The organism is Streptomyces flavotricini (genome assembly GCF_020639365.1).
GTDB classification, from domain to species: Bacteria; Actinomycetota; Actinomycetes; order Streptomycetales; family Streptomycetaceae; genus Streptomyces; species Streptomyces flavotricini.
The window spans coordinates 1,238,090-1,262,941 of record NZ_JAINUL010000001.1; the positions used below are offsets into that span (position 1 = coordinate 1,238,090).

The 24,852-nt window shown below is 73.4% G+C and carries 25 protein-coding genes; 7 read left to right on the plus strand and 18 right to left on the minus strand.

All coding sequences use genetic code 11. The features are described from left to right. The first annotated feature begins 152 nt into the window (after window positions 1–152). Entirely contained in the window at window positions 153–605 is a 453-nt protein-coding gene (locus K7B10_RS05925) for a MarR family winged helix-turn-helix transcriptional regulator (protein ID WP_229334881.1), read from the plus strand. A 50-nt stretch (window positions 606–655) separates the two neighbouring features. On the opposite strand, the gene K7B10_RS05930 is transcribed toward K7B10_RS05925, so the two are convergent. The 5 genes from K7B10_RS05930 to pdxR form a co-directional block, all read right to left on the minus strand. Then, complete coding sequence (locus K7B10_RS05930) at window positions 656–1,174, minus strand: hypothetical protein (RefSeq protein WP_229334882.1); 519 nt, start codon at window positions 1,172–1,174, stop codon at window positions 656–658. Then, window positions 1,171–1,872 carry an RNA polymerase sigma factor gene (locus tag K7B10_RS05935; RefSeq protein WP_229334883.1) on the minus strand — a complete coding sequence of 234 codons (702 nt, stop codon included), beginning with the start codon at window positions 1,870–1,872 and terminating at the stop codon, window positions 1,171–1,173. The genes K7B10_RS05930 and K7B10_RS05935 overlap by 4 nt, the downstream gene beginning before the upstream one ends. 15 nt (window positions 1,873–1,887) lie before the next feature. Next, entirely contained in the window at window positions 1,888–2,319 is a 432-nt protein-coding gene (locus tag K7B10_RS05940) for an LAETG motif-containing sortase-dependent surface protein (RefSeq protein WP_229334884.1), read from the minus strand. 112 nt (window positions 2,320–2,431) lie between these two features. Further along, entirely contained in the window at window positions 2,432–4,018 is a 1,587-nt protein-coding gene (locus tag K7B10_RS05945; RefSeq protein ID WP_229334885.1) for a glycosyltransferase family 2 protein, read from the minus strand. A 117-nt stretch (window positions 4,019–4,135) separates the two neighbouring features. Next, on the minus strand, window positions 4,136–5,650 hold the full coding sequence (gene pdxR / locus K7B10_RS05950; RefSeq protein ID WP_229334886.1) for a MocR-like pyridoxine biosynthesis transcription factor PdxR: 1,515 nt from the start codon (window positions 5,648–5,650) through the stop codon (window positions 4,136–4,138). Between the two features lie 29 nt (window positions 5,651–5,679). Between pdxR and K7B10_RS05955 the strand changes: the two genes are divergently transcribed. Together K7B10_RS05955 and K7B10_RS05960 are read left to right on the plus strand one after the other, a co-directional pair. Then, on the plus strand, window positions 5,680–6,933 hold the full coding sequence (locus K7B10_RS05955) for a DMT family transporter (RefSeq protein ID WP_229334887.1): 1,254 nt from the start codon (window positions 5,680–5,682) through the stop codon (window positions 6,931–6,933). Next, window positions 6,827–7,645: a helix-turn-helix domain-containing protein gene (locus K7B10_RS05960; protein WP_229334888.1), complete on the plus strand. Its 819-nt coding sequence runs from the start codon at window positions 6,827–6,829 to the stop codon at window positions 7,643–7,645. Before K7B10_RS05955 ends, K7B10_RS05960 begins: the two co-directional genes overlap by 107 nt. On the opposite strand, the gene K7B10_RS05965 is transcribed toward K7B10_RS05960, so the two are convergent. The 4 genes from K7B10_RS05965 to K7B10_RS05980 form a co-directional block, all read right to left on the minus strand. Then, on the minus strand, window positions 7,633–11,085 hold the full coding sequence (locus K7B10_RS05965) for an endo-alpha-N-acetylgalactosaminidase family protein (RefSeq protein WP_229334889.1): 3,453 nt from the start codon (window positions 11,083–11,085) through the stop codon (window positions 7,633–7,635). The genes K7B10_RS05960 and K7B10_RS05965 overlap by 13 nt on opposite strands. A 179-nt stretch (window positions 11,086–11,264) precedes the next feature. Beyond that, window positions 11,265–11,639 carry a YbjQ family protein gene (locus K7B10_RS05970; RefSeq protein ID WP_229334890.1) on the minus strand — a complete coding sequence of 125 codons (375 nt, stop codon included), beginning with the start codon at window positions 11,637–11,639 and terminating at the stop codon, window positions 11,265–11,267. Window positions 11,640–11,763: 124 nt separating this feature from the next. Then, on the minus strand, window positions 11,764–12,414 hold the full coding sequence (locus tag K7B10_RS05975; protein ID WP_229334891.1) for a DUF5753 domain-containing protein: 651 nt from the start codon (window positions 12,412–12,414) through the stop codon (window positions 11,764–11,766). A 44-nt stretch (window positions 12,415–12,458) separates the two neighbouring features. Next, window positions 12,459–12,680, minus strand: coding sequence for a hypothetical protein (locus K7B10_RS05980; RefSeq protein WP_372481376.1), 222 nt, complete (start codon window positions 12,678–12,680; stop codon window positions 12,459–12,461). A gap of 247 nt (window positions 12,681–12,927) precedes the next feature. On the opposite strand from K7B10_RS05980, the gene K7B10_RS05985 reads away from it, so the two are divergent. After that, complete coding sequence (locus tag K7B10_RS05985) at window positions 12,928–13,446, plus strand: hypothetical protein (RefSeq protein ID WP_229334892.1); 519 nt, start codon at window positions 12,928–12,930, stop codon at window positions 13,444–13,446. 40 nt (window positions 13,447–13,486) lie between these two features. Here K7B10_RS05985 and K7B10_RS05990 read toward each other — a convergent pair whose 3' ends face one another. The 5 genes from K7B10_RS05990 to K7B10_RS06010 form a co-directional block, all read right to left on the minus strand. Next, complete coding sequence (locus K7B10_RS05990; RefSeq protein WP_229334893.1) at window positions 13,487–13,867, minus strand: PIN domain-containing protein; 381 nt, start codon at window positions 13,865–13,867, stop codon at window positions 13,487–13,489. A 36-nt stretch (window positions 13,868–13,903) separates the two neighbouring features. Continuing rightward, window positions 13,904–14,836: a phosphatase domain-containing protein gene (locus K7B10_RS05995; protein WP_229334894.1), complete on the minus strand. Its 933-nt coding sequence runs from the start codon at window positions 14,834–14,836 to the stop codon at window positions 13,904–13,906. 3 nt (window positions 14,837–14,839) lie between these two features. Further along, window positions 14,840–16,054: an RNA ligase gene (locus K7B10_RS06000; RefSeq protein WP_229334895.1), complete on the minus strand. Its 1,215-nt coding sequence runs from the start codon at window positions 16,052–16,054 to the stop codon at window positions 14,840–14,842. A 61-nt stretch (window positions 16,055–16,115) separates the two neighbouring features. Further along, complete coding sequence (locus K7B10_RS06005; protein ID WP_229334896.1) at window positions 16,116–16,802, minus strand: Rossmann-fold NAD(P)-binding domain-containing protein; 687 nt, start codon at window positions 16,800–16,802, stop codon at window positions 16,116–16,118. Between the two features lie 62 nt (window positions 16,803–16,864). Then, window positions 16,865–17,299, minus strand: coding sequence for a VOC family protein (locus tag K7B10_RS06010; RefSeq protein ID WP_229334897.1), 435 nt, complete (start codon window positions 17,297–17,299; stop codon window positions 16,865–16,867). Window positions 17,300–17,431: 132 nt separating this feature from the next. On the opposite strand from K7B10_RS06010, the gene K7B10_RS06015 reads away from it, so the two are divergent. Together K7B10_RS06015 and K7B10_RS06020 are read left to right on the plus strand one after the other, a co-directional pair. Continuing rightward, complete coding sequence (locus K7B10_RS06015) at window positions 17,432–17,581, plus strand: helix-turn-helix domain-containing protein (protein WP_229334898.1); 150 nt, start codon at window positions 17,432–17,434, stop codon at window positions 17,579–17,581. After that, window positions 17,578–18,315: a YoaK family protein gene (locus tag K7B10_RS06020; protein WP_229334899.1), complete on the plus strand. Its 738-nt coding sequence runs from the start codon at window positions 17,578–17,580 to the stop codon at window positions 18,313–18,315. The genes K7B10_RS06015 and K7B10_RS06020 overlap by 4 nt, the downstream gene beginning before the upstream one ends. A 38-nt stretch (window positions 18,316–18,353) precedes the next feature. On the opposite strand, the gene K7B10_RS06025 is transcribed toward K7B10_RS06020, so the two are convergent. Next, window positions 18,354–19,046, minus strand: a complete 693-nt coding sequence (locus K7B10_RS06025; RefSeq protein ID WP_229334900.1) for a DsbA family oxidoreductase — start codon at window positions 19,044–19,046, stop codon at window positions 18,354–18,356. Between the two features lie 12 nt (window positions 19,047–19,058). Further along, window positions 19,059–20,912 carry an asparagine synthase (glutamine-hydrolyzing) gene (asnB, locus tag K7B10_RS06030; RefSeq protein ID WP_229334901.1) on the minus strand — a complete coding sequence of 618 codons (1,854 nt, stop codon included), beginning with the start codon at window positions 20,910–20,912 and terminating at the stop codon, window positions 19,059–19,061. Window positions 20,913–21,228: 316 nt separating this feature from the next. Here asnB and K7B10_RS06035 point away from each other — a divergent pair, with 316 nt between their 5' ends. Then, window positions 21,229–21,912, plus strand: coding sequence for an aquaporin (locus K7B10_RS06035; RefSeq protein ID WP_229334902.1), 684 nt, complete (start codon window positions 21,229–21,231; stop codon window positions 21,910–21,912). 103 nt (window positions 21,913–22,015) lie between these two features. Here K7B10_RS06035 and K7B10_RS06040 read toward each other — a convergent pair whose 3' ends face one another. Continuing rightward, entirely contained in the window at window positions 22,016–23,197 is a 1,182-nt protein-coding gene (locus K7B10_RS06040) for a 3-hydroxybenzoate 6-monooxygenase (protein WP_229334903.1), read from the minus strand. Window positions 23,198–23,885: 688 nt separating this feature from the next. Continuing rightward, complete coding sequence (locus K7B10_RS06045) at window positions 23,886–24,845, minus strand: tellurite resistance/C4-dicarboxylate transporter family protein (RefSeq protein ID WP_308284532.1); 960 nt, start codon at window positions 24,843–24,845, stop codon at window positions 23,886–23,888. Between the last annotated feature and the right edge of the window lie 7 nt (window positions 24,846–24,852).

A 24,852-nucleotide genomic window follows, 5' to 3' on the forward strand; every position in this document is an offset into this window, starting at 1 on the left:
TTGCCGTCGCCGCTTACGTGCGTCCACATTAATTGCAGACGCGGGCTAATTGCAAGCGCGGGCTATTGCGGCAGTGTCCTATCCTGGGAGGGCGCCCGCGGGAACGCGGGGACGGGAACACCGGAAGCGGTGTGAAGGAGCAGGGAGCAGCCATGACGGCCACCGACAGCGCACTCACCGGCCTCGCCCAGGGCTGGTGCGCCCTTTCCCTGCTGCACGGGCGGATCGAGGCGCACATCGAGCGGGCCCTGCAGGCCGGCCACGGGCTGAGCGTGCGCGAGTACTCGCTGCTGGACGTCCTGAGCCGGCAGCACAGCGGCCCGGGCGGCCACCTGCGGATGCACCAGGTGGCCGACTCGGTGGTGCTGAGCCAGAGCGCGACCACCCGGCTGGTCAGCCGGCTCGAGGACCGCGGGCTGCTGAACCGCTACATCTGCGATACGGACCGCCGGGGCATCTACACCGACGTGAGCGAGGCGGGTCTGACCCTGCTGGCCGCCGCCCGGCCGACGAACGACACCGCGCTGCGCGAGGCACTGGCCGAGGCCGGCCGCAACCCCGAACTCGCCCCGCTGGTCGCGGCGGTGGAGAACACCCGGGCTTAGGTCGTGGGCGTGGGCCCCGGGCCAGGCCCGGGTGTCCGCAAAGCAGCGCCCTAGCTCTTGGACGGTGCCGCGCTCGGCGGCGGTGAGGAGGAGGGCAGCGGCGTGGACGACGGGACGGCGGACGGGGGCCGCGACCTCGACGGCGGGGCCGCGGAGCGCCCACCCGACGGGGTCGGGGTCGGCGTCGGCTCGAGCGCCGAGCGGGTCGCGGGGGGCCGGGAGGGGAAGGGGGACGGGCTCACCGACGGATGCGGGCCGCCGGTCCCCGCACCGGAGTCCGGAGACGGCCCGGGTCCGGTGAACTCGGGCGGCGAGGCAGGCGGCACCGGGCGGGCCGGGGAGGGGTCCGGGGCCAGTACGAGGTACCCGGTCACCGCGGCGGCGGCCGCGGCCAGTCCCGCGAGCGGCAGCGCGAACCGGCGCAGGTTCAGCCGCAGCCGCGCGATGGGCAGCCGGGCGTGCAGACCCGGCGGCTCCGCGGGGCGCAGGTCGCGGACGGTGATCCCGGCCGCACGAGCGTCGAGGGCCTGGCGCAGCCGGCCTTCGACGGGGCGTTCGCCGTGCGTCATATCCGTCCCTCCAGAATCTTTTCCAGCGCGTCCAGGGCCCGGCTCGCGTTCGACTTCACCGAGCCCCGGCTGATCCCGAGGGTGGCCGCTATCTCCGCTTCGCTCAGTTCGGCCCAGTAGCGCAGTACGAGGACCTGCCTGCGGCGCGGGGTCAGCCGGCCGAGCGCGGCCAGGACCTCGCGGTGTGCCTCGTCGAGGACGACGTGGTCCTCCGCCGACGGGATGTCCGCCGCCGCGGGCGGGGTCCACGCACGGGCCGTGCGGCGGCGGCGCAGCACGGACCGCGAGGTGTTGACGACGGCGGTGCGCAGGTAGCCCAGCGCGTTGTCGACCTCGCTGATCTGCTCCCCGTGGCGCCGGTACAGGGCCGTGAAGGCGTCCTGGACCACGTCCTCGGCGGTGGCCAGGTCGTCGACGAGCAGCACCGCCAGCCGCACCATGCGCAGCCTGTGTGCGTGGTAGAGCTCGGTGACGGTGGGCTGCGGCGCCTCCCCGCGCAGGTCGCCGTCGTACGCGGCCTGCTGACCGTACGTGTGCCCGTACCCGTGCCCGTACGGCCGGGCGGGCCGCGGGGTGGCGCGCTCGCTGCGCAGCACCGACGACCACAAGGCCCGCCACGACCACGAGCCCCGCCACGCCCGGCCGAAGCCGAGCATGACGGGGCGTGCGGAAGGTGCGGGTGTTGCGAGGTGGAGCACTGGATCCCCGGGTTCTCAGCCGTTGGCGCGGCGCCGGACGGCGAACAGGGTTCCGGCGCCGGCGGCGATGAGCACGGCGGCCCCGGCCCCGATGGCGGTGTTGGTGGCGGAGGAGCCAGTATGCGCGAGCTCGTCACCGGCCGGCGAAGGGGCCGCGGTGGGCGCCCCGCTGGGCGCCGCGCTGGGCCGTCCCGTGGGCTGGACGCTCGGCTCGGCGGTCGGCGGAACGCTGCGCGAGGGCGTGGGCTTGGCACTCGGGGTCGCGGTCGGCGGAACGCTGCGCGAGGGGGTCGGCGTGGCGCTCGACGGCGCGCTGGGGACGGGCGACGGGGTGGCCGAGGCCCCCTGGGCGGCGAAGGCGGGACCGGCGAGCGCGAGGACCGCCCCGGCGGCGGCAGCGGTGACGGCCGCCCGGCGGACGGTCGAGGGGACGCGCTTCAGGTTCATCACAGTGGTTCTCCACGGTCGGGTCAGTCGGTGCAGGGCTCGGAATGCCGCCCTTCACCCCCGCACGACGCGCGACCCCCCGGGAGGTTGCCGCCGGTTCCGAAGAATTTTTTCAGGCCGTGGGCAGCGGGATCCTGCGGACCACCTCGAAGCTGAGGTTTCCGTACGTGGTGAAGAACGCGGCGGCCGCGAGTTCCGTGGCGCCGCCCGGGTCGCGGGCCAGGACCTTGGCCCGGCGGGCCGTGCGGTCGAGCTCCGGGGCGTGCCGGCGGCCGAGCCGGACGGTGCGCGTGACCCCGTCCGCCCGTACGTTCAGGAAGCAGTCCCAGGTGCCCGGCGGTATCGGCCCGCCGTCGGCCAGCGTGGCCAGGTCGAGCTCCGCAAGGAAGCCGGCCATCATCAGCTCCGGGTTCTGCTCGGTGAGCTCCGGCGCCGGTCGGGCGAGGAGGGGGACGAGGTGTTCGGCGCCCGACTCCCGCGCCCGCAGCACCAGCTCGCTCTGCATGCGGCCGGTCCCGAGGGACTGGATGTACGCGTGCCCGGTCAGCCGTACGCGGCCGCCGCCCGGCCAGGTCAGCGACGAGAGCCGGTGGTGTGTCCTGAGCTTGTCGGTCACGTCGAAGAGCACGTCCGGCAGACCCGCCGCGGGGTCCCGGAACAGCGGGTAGCAGCGGTACACGCGGCCGTCGTCCACGATTTCCCGCGCCGGTTCCAGGGCCGGGTCGTACTCCATCAGCTGCTCGAAGGCGGGCAGCGGGCCGCAGGCGAAGGCGTACAGCCGGATCCAGTCGATCGGCGGCAGCTCGCCGCCCATCTCCGGGCGCCAGTACGCCTGCACGAGCGCTCGCGCCCGCTCGTACACCTCGGCGGTGAAGCCGGGGTTCTCGTGGCGGGCCTCGACGGCCGGGCGCAGTGCCGTGCGCAGCAGGCTGCGGAAGTGCCGGCCGAGCATCCGGCGCCGTCCGAGCGGATCCTGGACCCGCTCCGCCACCAGGGCCATGACGCGCTCGATGTGCGCCACCGTCTCGCTCGCGGTGCGGGGGCGGGCGGTGATGTTCTGCCCGTCGTCGCGGCGGCGCAGGAAGTAGCAGTCGTAGTCGCCGACGACCGAGATCTTGCCGGCGGCCAGGAACACCTCGGTCACGAAGACCTGGTCCTCGCCGTACCAGAGGTCCTCCGGGTAGCGCAGGCCGGCGTCCTCGATGACCTGGCGGCGCATCAGCTTGGCCGAGTGCAGCGAACGGTAGACCTCGGAGGTGTGCAAGGCGGCCTCCTCGGCGTGCCGGTGGGCCTTCTCCGACACGGTCCGGCCGAGGCCGACCTGCTTGGCGAGCACCACGTCGCTGCCCTGCGTCTCGGCCATGTCCAGGAGCCGTTCCAGGGCCTGGGGGCCGAGGAAGTCGTCGGCGTCGAGGACGAAGACGTACCGGCCCCTGGCCAGGTCGAGGGCCCGGTTGCGGGGCCCGCCCGGGCCTCCGGAGTTCGGCTGGTGCAGGACCCGGACCTGCGGGTACCGGGCTGCGTAGCGGTCCAGCTCGGCGCCGCTGCCGTCCGTGGAGCCGTCGTCGACCGCGATGACCTCCAGCCGCTCGGCCCCCAGGCTCTGCCCGAGCGCGGAGTCGAGGCACTCGTTCAGGTAGGGCATCGCGTTGTAGACGGCGATGATCACGGTGATGTCGGGGACGGACGCGTGGTGCATGAACCTGAGCATAAAGTTCCGCTTCACCGCCTCCGGAGGGGGCCGGTCCGAACCGACCCGCCGGGTGCCCGGCGCCCGCGCTCGCGGGGCCGGGAGGCGGTGCCCGTTCCGCCGTGGTCAGCGCAGGCGGGACAGGGCGCGGCCGAGGAGGGCGACGCCTTCTTCCAGCTCGCCCGGGGGGCTCGCCGCGTAACCGAGGACCAGGCCGGGGGCGCCCGGTCGGATGCGGTGCCAGGACAGCGGGTGCGCCTTGACCCCGAGGGCCAGGGCCTCGGCCGCGAGGGCGGTGTCCTCGAAGGCCGCGCCGTCGAAGGTGACCATCAGGTGCAGACCCGCCGCCGCGCCGTGGACCCGGGCGCCCGGCAGGTGCGCGGCGACCGCCCGGAGCATGGCGTCCCGCCTGCGGCGGTGGCGGCGCCGGACGAAGCGCAGGTGGCGCTCCAGCTCGCCCGAGTCCATCAGCCGGGCCAGCACCAGCTGGGCCAGGACCGGATTGCCGAGGTCGGCGTAGCGCTTCGCGGCGATCACCGCCTCGCGCAGGCGCGGCGGGACCAGCAGCCAGCCGAGCCGCAGCGCGGGGGCGAGCAGTTTGGACACGCTCCCGGCGTAGCAGACGCCCTCGGGCAGCAGGGCACGCAGCGCGGGAACGGGTGCGCGGTCGTAGCGGTGCTCGGCGTCGTAGTCGTCCTCGACGACCAGTCCCCCGGCCGCCGCCCAGCCGAGCAGTTCCCGGCGGCGTTCGCCGTCGAGCACGACCCCGGTCGGGAACTGGTGCGCGGGGGTGAGCAGCACCGCGGGGGCTCCGCTCGCCCGGAGCGCGGCGGTGTCCAGGCCGCCCCCGTCCACCGGTACCGGCACGGTCTCCAGCCGGCCGTACTCCAGCTGCTGTCGGGCCCCGAGCGAGCCGGGATCCTCCACCGCGACCTTCCGGACGCCGCCCTCGCGCAGGACGTGCGCCACCAGGGCCAGCGCTTGGGCGACGCCCGCGACGACGACGACCTCGTCGGGATCGGCGCGGATCCCGCGGTTGCGGGCGAGCCAGCCGGTGACCGCCGTCCGCAGCGCGGGCGCGCCCTGCGGGTTCCCGTAGCCGAAGTCGCCGGGGGTGAGCGCCGCGAGCACGCGCCGCTCGGCCTGCAGCCAGGCCGTACGCGGAAAGGCGGTGAGGTCGGGCACCCCCGGCGAGAGGTCGATCCGGCACGGCACGGCCCGCAGGGCGTCGACGAGCGCCCCGCCGTCCCCCGCCCCGAACGGGCCGCCCGGGCCGTCGGAACGGGCCGCGGGCCGGGCGGGCGGGGCGGCGTCGGGGAGGTCCGGCGCCAGGGGGGCGGCCACCACCGTCGTGCCCGCGCGGCCGCTGCCCTGGATCTGGCCGGCGTCCGCCAGGCGTTGGTAGGCCTCGGTGACCAGCCCGCGGGAGACGCCCAGCTCCGCCGCCAGCACCCGGGTCGGCGGGAGCCGGCTGCCCAGCGGGAGCGTGCCGTCGGCGATCGCCGAGCGGATGCGGGCCGTCAGGCATTCCGTGCGGCCGCCCGGCGCCACCTCCCGCAGGTCCAGCTGGAGGAAGTCGGATCCGCCCGCCGGGCGGCTGCTTTCGGACCCCTCACAGTGATGTTCATTGGCCCTGTTCACAGGACCAATGCTTGCAGAGGGTGGACCGCATGAACACCTTCGCTCCTCTGGCGCCCGGCGCCCTCGGCATGGTGTTGGTCGGCAGCAGCGTCACCGTCTCGCGCTCCCTGGTCCACGCCCCGCTGTTCGCCACCCAGGCCGTCCGTTACGCGGCCGCCGCCCTGCTCCTCCTCGCCTTCGCCCGCGCCGCCCGGGTGCCGATCCTGCGTCCGCGCGGCCGGGAGTGGCTGTGGCTGGCCGGGATCGCGGCCACGGGGCTCGCGCTGTTCAACGTGGCCGTCGTCCGCGGGGTCGCGCATGCCGAACCGGCCGTCATCGCCGTCGCGGTGGCGTCCGCACCGGTCCTGCTCGGGGTGCTCGGCCCGCTGCTGGAGGGCCGCCGGCCCAGCCGCCGGATCCTGGTGGCGGCCGTCGTGGTCGTCGCCGGGGCCGTCCTCGTCGAGGGGACGGGGCGCACCGACGCCGCCGGGGTGGCCTGGGCCGCGCTGGCGCTGGCCTGCGAGGCCGCGTTCACCTTGCTCGCCGTACCCGTACTGCGGCGCCACGGTCCGTGGGGCGTCTCCGTCCACGCGGTATGGCTGGGGGCCGTGATGCTGGCGGTGCTCATGCTGATCGCCGAGCGTCCGGCCGATCTGCTCGCCCTGGGACCGGCCCGGTGGGCTGCCGCCGGGTACCTCGCCGTCATGGTCACCGCCGTGGCCTTCCTCCTCTGGTACCGCACGGTGGCCGCCGTGGGCGCCGGCCGGGCCGGGCTGCTGACCGGGGTCGCGCCCCTCGCCGCGGCCGCCATCGGGGCCCTCTCCGGCGGCGGGATGCCGGGCCCGCCGGTCTGGCTCGGCCTGGTCGTGGTGGTCGCCGGGCTGGCCCTGGGGGGTGTCTTGCCGATCAGGCCGGGCTCGCGGTGTCTGGCACGCACGCTCGCGGCGTTCTCGTCACTCGCCGACGCTCCGCGTCGACTCCCTCCTCGGCCTTGCGATCGCACGCACCAGACACCGCTCCCTGATCCGGCCCGATCGACAAGACGCCCCCTCGGGCTCCGCACCCCGCGACGGGAGACCGCAAGGACCGGGCCCCCGCGCGCCCTTGAGGGCGCCCGGCCCCGTGGATCACAATCCGCAGATGCCGACGCCCCCGTACAGCAGCCCCCCGTGCAGCAGCCCTCCGTACAGCAGTTGGATGCGCTACTTCTCCCCCACCGCCAACCACCGCAGGCTCGGCCTGGTCTGCCTCGGCGTCGGGGTCCAGCAGGGCCTGCTGCCGGTGGTCGGACCCCGGGCCCTTGACCACCACGTCGCGGTGGTCGTCACCCGGGGGCGCGGCTGGTTCAGCCACGCCGGGCGCGCGCCGCAGCCGGTGACCGCGCCCGCCCTGCTCTGGCTGGTCCCCGGCGTGGAGCACCACTACGGCCCGGACCCCGAGACCGGATGGGACGAGTGCTTCGTGGACTTCGCGGGCCGCAGCGTGGAGGCGTACACCGACCTCGGCTACGTGACCCCCGAGCACCCGCTGGTGCCGCTGAGCGGGACGGAGGGCGTACGGCACGTGGTCGACGGGATCGTACGGGCCGCCCGGCGCGGCGGCCCGCTCCTGGAGGTGGAGGCGGCCGCGGCCGTGCACGGACTGCTCGTGGCGCTGCGCTACGCCCGCGCCGAGGTGTCCCGGCACGGGGACGCGGTGATGGACGCGCTGGCCCGGGACGCGCTGCTGCCGATCTCGGTGGCCGAGCACGCGGCCCGGCTCGGGATACCCCTGCCCGAGTTGCGCGGGGCCGTCCGGCGCAGCACCGGGGAAGGGGTCAAGGAGTACCTCCTCGGGATCAGGCTCAGCCGGGCGAAGGAGCTGCTGGCCCGGACCGACCTGCCGGTCGCGGGGATCGCCCGGCGGGTCGGGTACGAGGATCCGGCGTATTTCAGCAGGCTGTTCAGCCGCCGGGTGGGCATGGCGCCCGTCCGCTTCCGCCGGCAGCAGTCGATGCCCCGGCCTCAGGGCAGATAGCCGACGTTGAGCTCCGCGACCGAGGTCCAGGGATTTCCGGCCACCTCCCTCGTGGCCCTGAGCCTGACGTAGCGGGCGGTCCTGGCGGTGAACGGGACGTCCTGCCGGGCGGTGGTGTTCGCGAAGGTGCCCGTCGCGGCGGCGACCCCCCAGTTCACTCCGTCCGTGGACGTGAACAGCTGGTAGTCGCCGATGCGACCGTTGCTCTGTGTCTGGCGGGGCAGGCAGTGCAGCGCCGAGACGTTGTAGGAGGCACCCAGATCCAGTGTGATCTCGTGCGGCATCGGCGCCGTGGCGGCGTACCACTCGGTGTGCCAGATGGTGGCGGGGTCACCGTCCAGGACGTTGGCGGCGCGGCCGTTCTCGCCGGCGGTCTCCTGGCTGTCGACGGCCTTCACCCTCATCTGCGTCTGCGGTACGAGGAGTTCACCGCCCCCGGCCGGCCCGAGGTCGTCGACGGCGAGGTCGTCGAGGATGAAGTCGGCCTCGTCGTGGGAGCCTTCGGCGGTGACCTTGCGGATGCCGATCCAGGCGTCGGCGCCGGCGGTGAAGGTCTTGGTGAAGGTGGTGGGTGTCCGCGCCTGGTTCAGCGCGGTGGCCGACTCGGTGCCACCGGAGCCGGTGACGAACTGGTAATCGCCGGAGAAGCCGTTCTCGTAACCGAAGGCGACCTTGTACGCGTGGCCGGGCGTGAGCCGCAGTGTCTGCGGGAGGGTGCGGTAGACCAGCCCCTGGCGCTCTTCGTGCGACTTGAGCGAGTTCTGCCCGGAGATCACGTCGTCGACGAGCTTTCCGTTCCAACCCGCCTGGGTGTAGGGGGCGTTGCGCTGGGCGATGTGCGTGCGCGGGTCGGTGGCCGAGCCGCCGGCGCCGCCGAAGGCGAAGGGACCCCAGCCGGCGTCCACGTTCTCGAAGTCCTCGGTGAACCAGTGGCCGGCGAGCGGGGTGCGGGCCGAGCGGACGACCCGTACGTCGTCCAGGTGGACCGTGCCGGAGCCGGTCGCCGCGGACAGTTCGAGGGTGGCCGTCGACCGCCCGGCCGGTACGTCGAAGAGCACCTTCATCCGCTGCATCTTCGTGCCGTTCTTCTCGCTGCCGCCCAGGCTGTCGGTCAGTGTCGAGGAGTCGGCGTACACGGATGCGGTGGCGCCGCCGGCCGGATCGACGGTGAGGGTGGTCGCGCGGCCGGTCGGGGTGGAGACCCAGACGGAGGCGGCGTAGGTGCCGGGGCTCAGGCCGGTGAGCTGCTGGGAGACGGCGGGGGCGGTCCCGGCGGCCAGGGTGAGCTCGTTCTGGCCCTGGGCGTTGCGGGTGACGGCGGCGCCGGTCCCGGTCACGGTCCAGGCGTTCAGCTCGCCCGCGTAGAAGGAGGGGTCCTTGACCGGGGTGCCCTCGCCCCACTCCGGGTCGGTCTGCGCGGGTGCGGCGCCGTTGGTGACGACGTACGCGGTCCTCGCCGTGGCGTTGATCGTGACCTGGCCGCCGGTGACGGCGAGGTCCCCGACCAATTGCCGTCCGGTGTCGGTCAGTCGGTACAGCCTGGGCGCGGACCAGCCGCTGGGCAGCGTCCAGGTGGTGGAGCCGCCCTTGTCGTTCCAGTGGTAGAGCTTCCCGTCGCGCGGGAGCAGATGGGTGCCGCCGCTGAGGACGGTGCGACCGTCGGTGGTGATCGTCCGGAGGCCGCCGGCGGTGGTGGCCGTGGTCCCGTTCGCGAGGGTGACCGTGTCGGAGGTCCACTTCACGATCGGGGACTCCTGGAGGTACTTGGTCGGCAGGTTGACGGCGAAGGTGGTGTTCAGGAAGGCCGTGTAGTCCTTCTGGCCCTGCCAGCCCTCGTACGCGGTGAGTTCGGCACCGCCGAGGAGCGGGTTCGCGGCGATCCAGTCGTCCTTCACGTGATTGGCGATGAAGCGGGCGATGGTGGAGTTGATGCCCTTGAGGTCGCTGCCGCCGTAGTTGATGTCGGTGGCCCAGTGGTGCCAGAGGGACTGCTCGGTCAGGGTGTTGGGGAACTCGGTGGCGAGCTGGAAGCCGAGTCCGCCGATCTCGCGCTGGAGCTTGCGCGACACGTACCCGTCCCCGTACCAGACGTCCACGTACAGGAAGTCGAGCCCGGGTGCGGCCGCCTTGAGGTCCTGGAGCCGTTTCAGCCGCTCGCCGGACTGGCCGTCCTTGCGCGTGTCCACGTAGTACGACTGGTCGAGCCAGTCCCAGCCCGTTCCCCCGCTCTGGTGGGCCGGGTCGAAGGTGGCCGAGACCGGGTACTCCTCGGTGGCGTTGACGTGGACGCCGAAGTCGGCGTTGTAGGCGTGTCCGGCGGTGGTGAGGGCGTTCAGGTCGGCCGCGCCGCCCAGCTTGGAGCCGATGTTCTTGTAGTCCATGTGCGCCGAGTCGTGGCCCTCGGAGGCGTAGCCCTTGAGGAGGACGAACTGGCCGAGGGCGTCCGTGGCGAGGCTGACGCGCTTGGTCTCGTCGAGGGTCTCGGCGAAGGGGTGGGTGGCCTGGGAGGCGAAGTTGAAGGGGATTCGCTGTACGACCCGGTCGGCGGTCCGCTGCCAGCCGGTGGGCGGGGTCCAGATGTCGCGGTAGGCGACGGCGGCGTCCTGCCAGTCGACGGCTCCGTCGCCGTTGCGGTCCCCGGTGATCGCGATCCGCACGTACGGGAGCGGCTCGGTGTCGGTGTCGGCGGCGCCCGCGGCCCGGTAGAGCCAGGCTCCGCTCCACAGTCCGGCGCGGCGGTAGGACCCCTTGTCGGTCACCCGCTTGCTGATCCGGCCGTTCTCCCGGGCGGTGCCGCCGGACGGGGTGTCGTAGAGGGAGTTGGAGTCGAGGGCGGCGGCCAGCTCGGCGGTGTTGGCGAGCCCGTACATCACCGTCGTCGCGGCGGAGTCCACGGGGGTGTTCGCGGTGACGGGGGTGAAGGTGTCCCCGGTACCGGTGGTGGCGGTGTGCATGTTCGCGGTGGCCAGCGCGGCCCCGGGCTGGTCGCTGCGGACACTGACGAGGGTGTGGTCGGGGATCGCGAGGCTGCGTACGCGCAGGGCGGCGGTGTCCTCGATCGCGGTGACCTTGAACTCCACGACCGAACCGGTCACCGAGAGGCGGGACCTGATGGTCACGCCGGAGAAGGACAGCGCGTAGTCCACGGCAGAGGCCGAGGGCGTGGCGGTCACGGCGGGGGTGTAGGTGGTGCCGTTGACGACGATCGTGGAGAGGGGGTCCTCGTTGCCGTTCAGGACGTCCCCGGTGGCCCGCCGGGTGTAGCCGACGACCCGGGGGAAGCCTCCGTCGACGCTGACGGACAGCTCGGGGGAGCTGATCGTCACGGGTGTCGCGGCGGCACTGCCGGTATCCGCGGCGGATGGAGCGGGCACGGAGAGCAGCAGGGTGGCGAGGAGACCGGCGACCGCGGCTGCGGCCGGCCGGAGGGGGGAGCGCATCGGGCCTCCGGGGGTCGGTGCTTCCTGGGCGGAAGACCGCACGGCACGGAGCCCGCGGTCCGCTCACTGACCTGTCAGCTTGCGGACCGCGCCGCCGCAGGCCCATGGACAAAGCAGAGCGCCGTCCTGGACTTACGGAAGTGGACGAAGAGGATGGGGGGATGGGCGGGGATGGGGAATCAGGAGGCGACGGGGCTGATCACCACGGCCGTCCCGTACGCGCACACCTCGGTCCCGACGTCGGCGGCCTCGGTGACGTCGAAGCGCATCATCAGGATCGCGTTCCCGCCGCGGGCCTTGGTCGCTTCGATGAGCCGTTCCATGGCCTGGTTGCGGGTCTCCACCAGGGTCTTGGTCAGGCCCTTCAGCTCGCCGCCGATCATCGACTTCAGGCCCGCGCCGATCTGGCTGCCGAGGTGGCGGGAGCGGACGGTGAGGCCGAAGACCTCGCCGATGACCCGCTCGACCCGGTACCCGGGAACGTCGTTCGTCGTCACGACCAGGACGCCGGTCTGCTGGACGCCCGGGCCGCCGCTGTAATCTTCGATTCCCATGGCAACCACTCTGGCGGCGGGCGCGGGGCCGCGCATCCGGAGGGGGCCCGATCCGGCCACCGGCCACCGGCCGCTCAGCCGACCCGGGTCCCTGCGGAGCCGAACCGGCGCCGCACCGCGAGGATCAGGGCGAGGCTCTCGTCGTGGGAGGCCGCCGCGCCGCGCAGGTTCGCGAGGGTGCTGCGGTAGTCGTCCGGGCCCGCGGTCTGGTCACGTAGTTCGCGCCGTTGATGTGCTCCACGTACGCCAGCTCGGCGTGCTCCCCTTCGCGGACCCTCAGGTGGGTGATCGGGTAGGGCGGTGCGGCCCCGTACGGACGGGCCATCGGGAGGATGCGGAGCCTCACCTTGCCGGTCTCCCTGGCCCGCAGCAGGTGGGTCAGCTGCTCGTCCATCACGGCGGCGTCCCCGCAGCGGCGGTGCAGTACGCCTTCCTCCAACAGGGCTGTCACCCGGGGCAGCGGGCGGTTCATCAGCCGCAGCTGCCGTTCGGCGCGCAGTTCGACGACCCGGTCGACCTCCTCGTGGTCGGCGCCGGGCAGGACCGCCCGCACCATGTGGCGGGCGTAGGCGGGGGTCTGGAGGATGCCGGGGACGACGAGGTTCTCGTAGACGCAGATCTCCTCGGCGTCGCCCTCCCCCTGGATGAGGCGCTTGAGGAAATCGGGGATGCCCGGTGCCACCTGCCGCAGGGTGAGGCCCCTGGCCTCACGGCACCTGCGCAGTTCCCGCCCCAGCAGGCGGTCGGCGGCCGCCCGGACCCGATCGCTGCCCATCGGCCCACCCCTCACGTTCTGGCCCGTACCGGACCGTCATCCGGTCAGGTGATCGAATTCCGCGTCTTTGGCGCCGCGGAGGAACGCCGCGATCTCCGCGGTGGTGAACACGAGCGCCGGCCTGTCTGGGAAAGCGCGAGTTCTGCCACGCCGCCGCTCGCGAGGGCGGCGACCTCCAGGCAGTTGCCGTTGCCCCCGCCGGCACCGCTCTTGGCCCACAGCGCACCCGGAATCGCGCCGGCCACCCTGCCGTTGTCGATGTGCATGACGGAAATGACAGCCAGATGTACGGGCCACGGGAGTCCCTCGAACGGATGCCAGGACCGCACGGCGTCCCGATGACCCGACCTCTGGAGCCGATGTCACTCATTGGGCATTTCGGGCTAAGCGGCGGTGAGTCATCCGGGCCCTTCGACCCGCCCTCGCCATAGTCGACCGTGGCAGCCGACTGGCTGCCGCCCCGGCCGGCGACTCACCGCGGCCGGGCGGATGTCTTCGCAGAGGAGCCTGCACATGCGGAAGCCCACCAGGACCATCCTCGCCCTCACCGCCGCAAGCCTGGTGCTCGGCGGGGTCGGCGCGGGCGCCGCCGTCGCGGACGAGGGTCCGATGGCCGACGGCCCGTCGCAGGAGCTGGTCGTTCTCGAGCCGGACGGCGACCAGGCCGGCACCTACGAGGGGCGGGAGTACTCCGTCGGCAAGGTCGTCTCGCGCGGACCGCTGTCGCTCCGCTCCAAGCCGACCAGCCGTTCGAAGTCCGTGGGGCACGTGAAGCCCGACCACAAGGTCGCCATCGTGTGCAAGGTGCGCGGCGAGAAGGTGGACGGCAACGACATCTGGTACCTCCTCCACGTCAAGGAGAAGGACGGCCGGCAGCCCGTGGCCCAGCCGGGGGTCTCGGGCGAGGAGGCCTCCCAGGGCATGGAGAACGCGGCGGACGCGATGGAGGGCAAGGACGGCAAGGAGCGCAAGAAGGCCTGGATCACCGCCCGTTACGTGAAGAACCTCAACCACGTGAAGTGGTGCGACTGACCTTCCGGCCACCGCGCCGGGCGGCGGGTCCCGCCGCCGGTCAGCCCACCGGGCGTACGGTGCGCGGCCCGACGCACCGCGCACCCTGCGCCCGGACCCGCTCGCGCAGTTCCCGGTCCGCCGTGACCACGACGCAGCCGCGCTCCGCGTAGGCGGCCGCCAGCTCCACGATCCGGTCGTCGCCGCTCCCGGGCGCCGGGTCCACCCGTACTCCGGGCACGGACTCGACGCCCCGGGCCGCACCCTCGACGACGAGGACGATCTCCTCGACCGGCCCGATCCCCTCGATCTCCCCGCCCCCGGCCGGGTCCCGCTCCGCGAGGCGGTCGCGCAGACGCTCGGCCGCGCCCCGCCGGTCCCGCCACCAGCCGTCCGGTACGGAGCCGACGACGTTCGCGCCGTCCACGATCAACACGCTCATGACCCCAGTATGGGGCGGCCCGGCAGCCGTCCGCGCTCAGAAGTCGCCGTAGTTGACCTGCCAGGTCGGCAGGCCCATCCGGCGCCAGACCGCGACCACCCGGTCCCGGTCGTCCAGGGAGACCCGCACCGCGTACCGGTGGCGTACGTGCGCGTCGAACAGCTCCGCCTTCACCACGTCGTCGCGGCGCGTGTCGCCGGGCGGTCGCATCCACAGCTCGTCGTAGGGCACCGCGTGCCGGCGCAGCCAGGCCTCCGTCTGCGGCCGGTGCTCCTCGCCGCGCCCGGACAGCAGCACGATGGTGTCGCCGTCGGCGCGCCGGAAGGCGTCCAGCGCGTACCGCACCGGCTCGTTCAGCGCGTCGATCTCGCAGCGCGAGAAGTCGTACGGGCTGCGGTCGCCGGTGAGCGCGAGGGTGCCGTCGATGTCGCACATCACCGCGGAGGGCAGCGCCGGGTCGGCCACGTACGGCTCGACCACGGGCTGGTCGTTCAGCCACTCCGCGGTGAGCCGCCAGCCGCCCTTCTTGGCGCTCATGCGCTTGTCGTTCAATATCCGGATGATCTCCTCGCCGACCGGCCGCTCCCGCGCGGCGTCCCGGCGCAGGCACTCCTCGACCGGCACGTCGGTGAAGTCGTGCACCACGAACGTCGCGCGCCCGGCCACCGCCGCCTTGAGCCGCTTGGGGATGTGCGAGGTCAGGTGCGTGTTGTCGACGACCACGTCGAAGCCGTCCTCCACGGCCGCGCGCACCGCCGCGTCCTGCACGGCCAGGACGGTCTGCTCGTGCCGGTACGAGCGTCCGCGCTCCGGGTCGGGCAGGTCGAGCATGGCCCGCAGGTCGTCCAGGTTGACGCGGCGCATCCGGCCCGCGGACTCGGCCTGCAGGGCGCGCGCGGCCGTCGTCTTCCCGGAGGCCGGCAATCCCGTCATGACGTGGACGACGGGGCGGGCGGGGTCTTCGGACACTGGTCAGTTCTCCTCATCGGTGGTGAAGGGGTCGGACGCCTCCGGCCGCACGTGCCGCCATACGACGAGCTCGGTGGACCGGCCGTCCAGGCGCAGGAACATCGCGGCGCGGATCCAGCGCTCGGGCAGGGCGTTGGCGGCGCGCGCGAACGCGCCCCGGTCGCCCGCCAGGTGGGCGAGGTCCGCGTACGCCTCGTCGATCGCGCGCTCGCGCCGCGACGCCGCGTCCTCGAGGCCCGCGACCACCGCGCGCACCCAGGCGTCGAACTCGTCGGGCACGTGCTGCAGCAGCGTCTCGAGCGGCTTGCCGCCCGAGGCCTCGATGTCGGCGGCGGTGCAGTTCAGGCCCTGCGCCAGCTCCTTGGCGGGCAGGCCGGCGAACCGCTCGACGCCGTGGGCGCGCCAGATGTCGCGCTCGGTGACTCCGGTGACCAGCTTGTGGAGGCGTACGTACTCGGACAGCTTGGCCTTCGCGCGCACGCCGGAGGCGAACCGCAGCACGAAGCCCTCGGCGTCGGTGCCCGCGGCGTTCTCACCGCCGGGCAGGGTGTTCGACTCGGCCAGCGCCTTCAGTTCGGCGAGCGGCATGGCGGGCCACACCGTGACGACGGACCCGATGCCCTGCCAGTGGCCGGCCGCCTCGGCGAGCGGGACCTCGGTGGCGTCCTGGCCGAACGCGGCGAGGAGCACCAGGTCCCGGCGGTCGCCGTAGTCGACGACGATACGGTTCTGCGGGTACAGGATCTCGGCGAGGTAGGTCACACCGGGGACGAGGGCCGAGGTGTCGCGGCCGTCGAGGTGGCGCTGGCCCCAGGTGGCCTGGGTGCTGATGAAGGATCCCTTGGACGCGACGCGCCAGCGTCCCGCGTAGTGGAAGACCACCGCGAGGCTGCCGTCGACCTTGTCGTACACCTCGAACGGCTCGTCGGGCAGGGCCGGTGCGTACGGCCGGCCGGCCTCGTGCTCGCCGACGTTGAAGAACTTCGGCAGCGGCAGCGCGACGATCGCGCCGGTGGCGTCGTCGGCGACGAGTCCGCGGCAGCGCATCGTCACCCGGTTCCACACCTGCTCGTACTGTGCCGTCCGCGTGTACGTGTAGATGGACAGCGGCAGTTCGGGGTGCGACTTGCGGGTGACGTGCCCGGCGTCGATGGCGGCCGCCAGCTCCTGCTGCGGCAGCAGGTCGTGCAGGGTCGGGTAGGCCTGGTTCTGGCCCATGGGTTCCTCCCGGTTCGAGATGGCTCATTCTCGCGTGCGGGAGGGGTGGCCCGGTACCGAATTATCGCTGGTCCGGAGGGCTCTGGCCCAGCCGGTTGATGTCCTGGGGCCGCAGGATCCGGGTGCGGACGCCGGCGTCGGGCGTGGCGACGGCGATCATCGCGCGGCCCAGGGCCTCGGTGGTGGTGACGAGGTTCGGCGCGATGCGGCGCAGCAGCGGGAAGAGCGGTGCGGTGAGCACGTAGCCGACGCGGTAGAGGAGGGTCTTGGAGGGCATGCCGCGGACGGGCTGCACCAGACCGGGGCGGAACATGTAGGCCCGGAAGGGCAGCTGGAGCAGGTCGTTCTCGGTCTCCCCCTTGACGCGGGCCCACATCGTGCGGCTCTGCTCGGTGCTGTCGGTTCCCTCGCCGGAGACGTACGCGAAGGTCAGGCGCGGGTTGGCGGCGGCGAGCGGGCGGGCCGCGGCGAGGGTGAGGTCGTGGGTGACGCGGCGGTACTCCTGCTCCTTCATGCCGACGGCGGAGACGCCGAGGCAGAAGAAGCAGGCGTCGAAGGAGGCCAGGTCCAGGTCCGGGGCGCAGAGGTCGGACGGGTCGTCCTGGATGCGTTCGCGCAGCTTGGGGTGGGAGACGCCGAGCGGGGTGCGGCCCACGCAGAGCACGGCCGTGACGGAGTCGTCGCGCAGGCATTCGCGCAGCACACCCCGACCGATCATTCCGGTTCCGCCGAAGAGGAGGACGTTCACATGGGCAGCCTAAGGGCGCCCGCCGGGGATTACGGGACCGCCCTTAGGGGGTGTCCCGTGGATCAGTGCGAGACGCAGAGTTCATTGCCCTCGGGATCGGTGAGCGTGGTCCAGGTGTACGGGCCCTGGCTGGCGTCGTGGAGGTGCCGGGCGCCCTTGGCGATCAGCCGCTCGACGACTTCCCGCGGGTCGTCGGAGCCGGTGCGGACGTCAAGGTGGACACGGTTCTTGACCGTCTTGGGCTCGGGGACGAACTGGAAGAGGACGCGGGGTGCGCGCTCGATCCCCTCGGGGTGGCGGATGGCGGCCCCGGCCTTCCAGACGAGGGCTCCGCGGTGGGTGGTGGTGTCCTCTTCGCGGGCCTGGCCCTCGGCGACCATCCTGCGGATGAATTCCTCGTCGGTGGGCTCCACTTCCCAGCCGAGGGCCTCGGCCCACCAGTCGGCGAGGCGGTGCGGGGCGGCGGAATCGACGGTCACCTGGAACGTGTATGCCATGGAGGGGACCCTACTGAGGGCCACTGACAGTCGCCGCGGAAGGCGTCCCGGGATGACGGGGCGTTCGGTCGATGCCGCTCGTTCGGCGGGTACGGTTTGCGCCGGAAGTCCCTTTCGGAACGAGGTTGGCGCATGGAATTCGGCCATGTGGGGCGGGTGGTCATCGCCGACGACGAACCCGTCGTCCGCAGGGGACTGCGGACGTCCGTCGAGTCGACGGGGGAATTCCACGTGGTGGCCCAGGCCGGGGACGGGCCCGGGGCGCCGGGCCCGGCCCGGTGACGGCCGGCGCCGCCCGGCGCGGGATCCTGCACCGGCTGGCCGGGCTGCTCTTCCCCCCGGGGCCGCGGGGCGGGAGCGGGCCGCACGGGGTGCTGCCGGCCCTGCTGGTCGCGCTGACCTTCGTGAGCGGGGTGGTCGACGCGGTGAGCTACCTCGGGCTCGACCACACCTTCGTCGCGAACATGACCGGCAATGTGGCCTTCCTCGGGTTCGCGCTCGCCGGGGACCGCCAGCTGTCGGCCACCGCCTCCCTGCTGGCGCTCGGCGCCTTCCTCGCCGGGGCGACCGCCGCCGGACGGCTGCGCCGCGGCCGGGAGCCCGCGCGGACGTTCGCGCCGCTGGTGTCGGCGCAGGCTGCTTTGGTGGCCGGGGCGCTCGCCCTGTCGGCGGGCGGGGCCGGGGCGCTGCCGGTCGTGGGACTGCTCGCGCTCGGCATGGGCCTGCAGAACGCCGTCGTGCTCCGGCTGGGCGTGCCCGATCTGACCACCACCGTGGTCACCCGGACGCTGACGGGTCTGGCCGCCGACCCGTGGGACCGGGCCAGCGTACGGCGGGCGGTCTCGGTGGCGGTCCTGTTCTGCGGCGCCCTGGCGGGCGGTCTGCTGACGATCCACCACGGATCGCGCTGGGCCCTGGCACTGGCGGCCGTCCTGCTCCTCGGGATCGCCCTGGCGGGCGCCCTGAGGGCGGCGGAGCCCCGCCACCGTCCTCCGACGGGGGCGGGGCCGCCGTGATGCCGGGGGGCGGACCGGTCGGTGACCGGGCCGACCGCTCAGCCCTGCCCGTGCACCGCGTCGAGCAGCTCGTCGGCCCAGGCGGTGCTGTAGTCGTCCAGTCGCGGGAGGCCGCCCTCGTAGGGGGACCCCGTCCACGTGAACGTGGCGCCGGGGTTGTGCGAGGCGTAGCCGCCCTCGGCGAACAGGTGCGGGCTGCCCTGGATCTGCGGCCCTTCGGCGGTCCGCCACTGTGCGTACACCTCGGCCCGTCCGCTGCCCCGGGCCAGTGCGTCCGCCAGCGCCTTGGCGTCGACGTGCTCGCACTGCTCGGCGAGGTCGAGGATCACCGCGTGGACGCTGATGCACTTGCTGTCGGTGTAGAACGCCCGCCGCAGCGCCTCGTCCAGCTCGTCGCTGCCCCGCAGCCCGCCTATGGCGGGGTCCTTCGCGGCCTGGATGGCTTCGAGGGCCGGCAGGGTCGTCACCGGGTAGGTGTGCGCCGGGCCGTCCCACATGCGCCAGCCGAGCTCGGGCAGACGGGCGGCGATCGCCATGATCTCCGGGTCCACGATGAACTTGGGGGTGGGCTCGCGGTTGAACAGCTCCAGCGGGAAGGCCCGGTGGTCGATGAGCAGCGGCAGGGACCGGCGCCGGGCCGCGGCGCGCAGCGTCTGCAGGGAGAGGGTCGCCCAGGGGCAGCCGACGTCCGACCAGACGGTCACCGTCGGGTTGTCTGTAGTGGTCACCATGTCAAATCCTCCTCAGAGCTCGACGCGGACGTCGTATTCGGTCACCCAGGTGTTGAATTCGATGAGCCGCTCCAGCACGGCGCGGGCGCTCCAGGGGCCGCCGACGGCGTAGGAGCCGACCGGCCGGTCGAGCAGCTTGCGGATGTCCGCCTCCGAGACGAGCCGGAACACCGGGGCGCCCTCGACGAGGATGCCTTCGACCTGCTCGCGCAGGGCGATCTCGTACCGGCGGTCCTGGGTGGAGGGGTACGGGTTCTTCTTGCGGTCGAGCACCGTGTCGGGCAGGACTCCGCGCATCGCCGCGCGCAGCAGGCTCTTCTCCCGGCCGTCGAAGCTCTTCATCGCCCACGGAGTGTTGTACACGTACTCGACGAGGCGGTGGTCGGTGAAGGGAACGCGCACCTCCAGGCTGGCCGCCATGCTCATGCGGTCCTTGCGGTCCAGCAGGAAGTTCTCCCAGCGGGTGAGGTTGAGGTACGTCCTCTCGCGCATCCGCTCCTCGAGGCCGCTCTCGCCCTCCAGCCGGGGCACCTCCTCCAGGGCCTGGGTGTAGCGGTCCTTCACGTACTCGGTGAGCCCGAGCCTGTCCCACAGGCCGACGTCGCGCAGCGCGCCGATGCCGCCGAGCTTCTCGAAGGGGTGGTGCCAGGGGAAGCTGTCCAGCTCGACGGCTTCCTTGTCGTGGAACCAGGTGTAGCCGCCGAAGAGTTCGTCCGCCGCCTCACCGGAGAGCGCCACGGTCATCCGCTCCTTCAGCGCACGGCACAGGATGAGCAGCGAGAACTCCATGTCGCCGGTGGAGACCGGCAGGTCCTGGGCGCGCAGCACGGTGGCGCGCACCTCGGGGTCGAGGATGTCCTCGTTGTCGAGCTCGACGATGATGTGCTCGGCGCCGACGCGCTCCGCGACCTCGACCGCGAACGGGGTGTCCGGGTCGGCCCACTGCATGTTGGTTTCGAAGCGGTTGTCGTGGCCGGTGAAGTCCACGGAGAAGGCGCGCAGGGGCTGTTCGACGCCCTGCTCGGCGAGGGCCTTGGCGGCGAGCGCGGTCACGGCGCTGGAGTCGAGGCCTCCGGAGAGCAGCGTGCCGACGGTGACGTCCGCGACGAGCTGGCGCTCGACGATGTCCTCGAGCAGATCGCGGACGGTGGCGATCGTCGTGTCGAGGTCGTCGGTGTGCGGCGCGGCCTTGAGCTCCCAGTACTTCGTGGTGCTCCGGCCCTCGCGGGTGAAGCGCACGGTCGTGGCGGGGACGACCTCGTTCATGCCGCGGAAGACCGCGTGTCCGGGGGTCTTGACGATGCTGAAGATCTCCTTCAGCCCCTCGGGGTCGACCACGGCCTCGACCTCGGGGTGGGCGAGGATCGCCTTCGCCTCGGAGCCGAAGAGCACGCCGTCGGCGGTCGGGTAGTAGTAGAGCGGCTTGACGCCCATCCGGTCGCGGACGAGGAGCAGTTCCTCGGTGCGCGGGTCCCAGATCGCGAAGGCGTAGATGCCGTTGAGGCGCTCCGCGAAGTCGGCGCCCCACTCCAGGTAGGAGCGCAGGACGACCTCGGTGTCGCTGGAGGAGCGGAACTCGTGCCCGAGCGCGCGCAGTTCCTCGCGCAGCTCCCGGAAGTTGTAGACCTCGCCGGTGTAGGTGATGACCGGCTGCGTGTCGTCGTTCTCGGCGGCGGCCATGGGCTGCCCGCCGCCCTCCAGGTCGATGATCGCCAGGCGGCGGTGGCCGAGTATCGCACGGGGTGAGGTCCACAGACCGCCCGCATCCGGGCCGCGGCACTCCATGGTGCACGTCATGGCCGACGCGGTGTCCGAGTGCGCCGTCAGATCGCGCTGAAAGCTGACCCATCCGGCAAGGCCGCACATAGGTGATCGGTTCCTCTCGATGAAGGGGGAAGGACCAGGCGACCAGGTGTTCTTGGCCGAGTGCCCAGAGTGTTCAGCGACGCGGGCCCCGGGTCCAGCCGGAGCGGCCCACTCCGTCAGGTGGCCACCGGAGCCGGGGGGCTCGGGGAGCCCGGGGACCGGGGCGGCGCGCCGACCTGACACAGGGCTCTCCCGGCGATTGCCGCGGCGCGTGCGCGGACGCACATTCCATGGAGTGACGCCCACGCCTCTCGACATCGATTCCCCGGCCGCAAGGCATCCCCTACGCGCGCCCGGGCGCCCGCCTTCCCTCCTGGTGACCGCGGTCCACGAGTTCGCGCTCACCACCGGCATGCTGTTCACCGTGGTCACGGCCGCCCGCTGGATGGCGGGACCCGGCTCCCCGCTCTCCGGCCTGGTGCCCGCCCCGCGCGGCCAACTGGTGGTGATGGGGCTGCTGGTCGGCGCGGTCGTCACTGCCGTGCTCGGGCCGTCCATGCGCCGGGAGACCGCCGGTCACCTCAATCCCGCGGTCAGCGTCGGCCTGTGGCTGCTGCGCGTCTTCCCCGGCAAGGCGGTGCTGCCGTTCGTCGCGGCGCAGCTGGCCGGCTCCCTGTGCGGGGCCGCGCTGGCGCGGCTCGTGTGGGGCGACGCGGCCGCGGCGGTCGGCGACGCCGCGCTGGCCCCGGGGCCCGGCTGGGGCGCCGGCCCCGTGTTCCTGGCCGAGGCGGGGTCCATGACCGCGATGATGCTGATCGTGGCCTGGTCCGGGACCCGCCCGGCGCTGCTGCGCCTGCTGCCGCCCGTCATGGGCGCCTGTGTCGCGGCCGTCATCGTCTTCCTCGGGCCGTACTCCGGTGGCGGCGGGAACCCCGCGCGGCAGTTCGGGCCGGCCCTCGTCTCCGGTACGACCGGCCTGCTGTGGGTCTACCTGCTCGCTCCCGTCGCCGGATCGCTCCTCGCGGGCGCGGTGTCGGCGCTGGTGCGCCGGCGCCGCTGAACCCGTCGGGGCGCCACCGCCGCGACCCGTCGGGGCGGTCACCGGTCCGGACCGGTGACCGCCCCTCTGCCGTGCCCGCGCGGCCGTGTGGCGTGCGGCCTCCTCAGACGAAGTCCGCCCCGTGGAGCCAGGCGACCTCGTCGTACATCTCCTCGGCCGAAAGGGAGGTCAGCAGCGCGTTGCGCTCGCGTGCCAGCTCGCCCGCCGGGTGGTACAGCCGGCGGCCGATCTCACGGGCGACCAGCTGGGTCCGGGCCGTGCGCTCGCGGCGCGCCGCGCTGTACTTCTCCAGCCGCTGGACGACGGTGTCCTCGCAGCAGTCCAGCGACTCGGCGAGGACCACCGCGTCCTCCAGCGCCTGGCAGGCGCCCTGGGCCGCGTACTGCAGCATCGGGTGCGCCGCGTCGCCGAGCAGCGCCACGCGCCCGTCGGTCCACACGTCGACCGGATCGCGGTCGCACAGCACCCATGACTTCCAGTCCCGGCCGAGCTCCAGCAGCCGCCGCGCCGTCTCGCCCAGCTCCGGGAACGTGGCGAGCACGTGCTCGCGTTCGGCCGGTCGGCCGACGACGGCCACCTGCGTGCCGTCGTCCCGTGTCGCGGCCAGGTTCAGGAACGCGCCGCCGCCGATCGGATAGTGGACGAAGTGCCACTTGGGGCCCGCCCACAAGGTCACGGTGTTCCACCGCAGCTCTTGCGGCACCTGCTCCACCGGGACCACCGTGCGGTAGATCGTGTGCCCGGAGATCCTCGGTTCCCCGTCGCCGACCAGCTGGCGCCGTACCGCCGAGCGGATGCCGTCGGCTCCGATCAGCGCCGCCCCGGTGAGCCGCTCTCCGTCGGCCAGTACGGCGGTCACCTCGCCCGAGCCCTGGCCGCGCTGCTCGTAGCCCACCACCGATCTGCCGCCGCGCAGTTCGATCCGCGGGTGTCTGCGGCAGCCTTCGAGCAGCGGCTCGTACACGTCGCAGCGCTGCACGACCGCGTACGGATTGCCGAAGCGGGTGCGGTAGTCGCAGGTCAGCGGCATCGAGGCGATCGGCTCGTCCGTGGTGCCGTCCATGAGCCGCAGTTCGTCGATGTAGACCGCACGGTCGCGGACCTGTGCGCCCACGCCGAGCAGGTCGAGCGCGTGGAAGGCGTTGGGGCCGAGCTGGATGCCCGCGCCGAGTTCGGTGAACTCCTCCCTGCGCTCCAGAACGGTCACCCGGTGACCGCGGCCCGCGAGCCCGAGCGCCGCGGCGAGTCCGCCGATGCCTCCGCCGGCGATGAGTATGTTCGCCATCTGTGGTTCACATCCTTTGTGTTGGTCGTGCGTTCGAGAAGAGCCGGCGGAGTGTGCCGGGGCCGGGGAGGGCCGTGGCGATCCGGTCGTCGCGGGGCGGGAGATCACGGCGCCGCCGGGCCGTCGTGGATCGTGACGGGCGCCGGCGAGCGGCGTGCCGGTGTTCGCCGCCGGCCCCGCGACCGGGGACGGTGATCACCGCCCTGCCGGACCTCAGGCCAGGCACGGTGACATCGCGCCGTGTCACCGCGGCTGCCGCGAGGACGACGACGAGGTGGAGGCGCCCGGTGCGTTCTTCAGGTCCGCCGCCGCGTGCCCGGCGGGCGCGGCCCCGGCGGTGCGTCCGGCCCCCGGCGCGGCCCCGGCGGTGCGTCCGGCGCCCGGCCCGCGCACGGCTGCAAGCGCGCGGCGGTCCCCGCGCGGCCGCGCCGCACGCGAGCGGTCGGCGTGACCGCCGACCTCCTCATGCCCGGCCACTGACCTGGCGGAGCAGGTACGCGGCCGGCGTCAGGCTCATGGCCCTCGGTGGGGTCCTCACGGTTCTGCTCAGGGCTCCTCGGCTGAAGTGCGGAACGGGGGAAGCTCGCGCGGCCACCCTCCAATGACCCGAGCGGGCGCGCGCAGGGTGCCGGGAGCAGTTCGTCAGGTGCCGGGGACCGCGTCGCGAAGCCGTCAGGTGAGCGGCGCGTCAGGGGTGGTGAGCGCGCCTGCCGGGGCGGGTGGCGACGAAGGCCGCGAAGGTCAGCAGCCAGGCGCCCACCGCGATCCACAGGAGCACCTCGCCCAGCGGGCGCAGCCAGCCCACCCCGGTGGGGGCGGCCGCCGAGAGGCAGGCGGTGGCCGTCATCCCCAGGGGGAAGACGGTCGCCCAGCGCCGGATGTCGTAGTGCGGCCGCCACTGGCGCAGCTCCGCGGCGAGCAGGAGCACGTACCAGCCGAGGGACAGGACGAGCGTCACCAGCGTGACGATGCGCAGCGCCGTGTGCACCGGACCGGTCCACAGGGGTGACGCCGTGAGCTTCGATCCGGCCAGCGCCGAGATGGCGAGCGCGCCGCCCGCCACCCAGTGGTCGCCCGCGCCCCGCAGCACCTCGCGGAAGTCGAAGCGTACGAGGGCGACCGCGTACAGCAGAAGTCCCAGGCAGAAGGCGCCGAGCGCCGCCCGGGCGAGCCAGTCGCGGTGGACGGCGGGGGCCAGGGTCGCCGCCAGGACGGCGAGTCCCTGGGTGGCGACGCAGACGAGGAACGCGGCGCCGGGCATCCGCCGTTTCCAGTGCCGTACGACGGCGATGAGCAGTCCGGGCCAGAGCACCGCCGCCAGCACGAGCAGGGCGGCCGCGGCGCCCTGTCGGCCCATCAGCGAGATCCGTGTGCCGAGCACGGTCGTGGCGGCCACGGCCGTCAGCGCGGCCGGGGTGTCGGCCTCGGCCTCGAAGCGGCCACGGTCGGCCACGAGCCGGGTGGTGAAATCGGCGGCGAGTACGAGCCACAGCGCGGTGGAGATGACCAGCGCGGCCAGGGACAGCCCGTCGAAACCAGTCAGGTGAAGGCCGACGGAAAGGATGCCGGCGGCCATGACGGCGGCGCCCGCGGCCGGGGGGAGCCCCGTCCACCACCGGCGGCCGGGCAGGGGGAGCACCTGCTTCACCCTGCCA

Excerpts from the sequence above, each read along its gene's own strand:
- K7B10_RS05925 (WP_229334881.1), top strand. The coding sequence starts at position 153 with ATGACGGCCACCGACAGCGCACTCACCGGCCTCGCCCAGGGCTGGTGC.
- K7B10_RS05930 (WP_229334882.1), bottom strand. The coding sequence starts at position 1,174 with ATGACGCACGGCGAACGCCCCGTCGAAGGCCGGCTGCGCCAGGCCCTC.
- K7B10_RS05940 (WP_229334884.1), bottom strand. The coding sequence starts at position 2,319 with ATGAACCTGAAGCGCGTCCCCTCGACCGTCCGCCGGGCGGCCGTCACC.
- K7B10_RS05945 (WP_229334885.1), bottom strand. The coding sequence starts at position 4,018 with ATGCACCACGCGTCCGTCCCCGACATCACCGTGATCATCGCCGTCTAC.
- K7B10_RS05955 (WP_229334887.1), top strand. The coding sequence starts at position 5,680 with ATGAACACCTTCGCTCCTCTGGCGCCCGGCGCCCTCGGCATGGTGTTG.
- K7B10_RS05960 (WP_229334888.1), top strand. The coding sequence starts at position 6,827 with ATGCGCTACTTCTCCCCCACCGCCAACCACCGCAGGCTCGGCCTGGTC.
- K7B10_RS05965 (WP_229334889.1), bottom strand. The coding sequence starts at position 11,085 with ATGCGCTCCCCCCTCCGGCCGGCCGCAGCCGCGGTCGCCGGTCTCCTC.
- K7B10_RS05970 (WP_229334890.1), bottom strand. The coding sequence starts at position 11,639 with ATGGGAATCGAAGATTACAGCGGCGGCCCGGGCGTCCAGCAGACCGGC.
- K7B10_RS05975 (WP_229334891.1), bottom strand. The coding sequence starts at position 12,414 with ATGGGCAGCGATCGGGTCCGGGCGGCCGCCGACCGCCTGCTGGGGCGG.
- K7B10_RS05980 (WP_372481376.1), bottom strand. The coding sequence starts at position 12,680 with ATGCACATCGACAACGGCAGGGTGGCCGGCGCGATTCCGGGTGCGCTG.
- K7B10_RS05985 (WP_229334892.1), top strand. The coding sequence starts at position 12,928 with ATGCGGAAGCCCACCAGGACCATCCTCGCCCTCACCGCCGCAAGCCTG.
- K7B10_RS05990 (WP_229334893.1), bottom strand. The coding sequence starts at position 13,867 with ATGAGCGTGTTGATCGTGGACGGCGCGAACGTCGTCGGCTCCGTACCG.
- K7B10_RS06000 (WP_229334895.1), bottom strand. The coding sequence starts at position 16,054 with ATGGGCCAGAACCAGGCCTACCCGACCCTGCACGACCTGCTGCCGCAG.
- K7B10_RS06010 (WP_229334897.1), bottom strand. The coding sequence starts at position 17,299 with ATGGCATACACGTTCCAGGTGACCGTCGATTCCGCCGCCCCGCACCGC.
- K7B10_RS06015 (WP_229334898.1), top strand. The coding sequence starts at position 17,432 with ATGGAATTCGGCCATGTGGGGCGGGTGGTCATCGCCGACGACGAACCC.
- K7B10_RS06025 (WP_229334900.1), bottom strand. The coding sequence starts at position 19,046 with ATGGTGACCACTACAGACAACCCGACGGTGACCGTCTGGTCGGACGTC.
- asnB (WP_229334901.1), bottom strand. The coding sequence starts at position 20,912 with ATGTGCGGCCTTGCCGGATGGGTCAGCTTTCAGCGCGATCTGACGGCG.
- K7B10_RS06040 (WP_229334903.1), bottom strand. The coding sequence starts at position 23,197 with ATGGCGAACATACTCATCGCCGGCGGAGGCATCGGCGGACTCGCCGCG.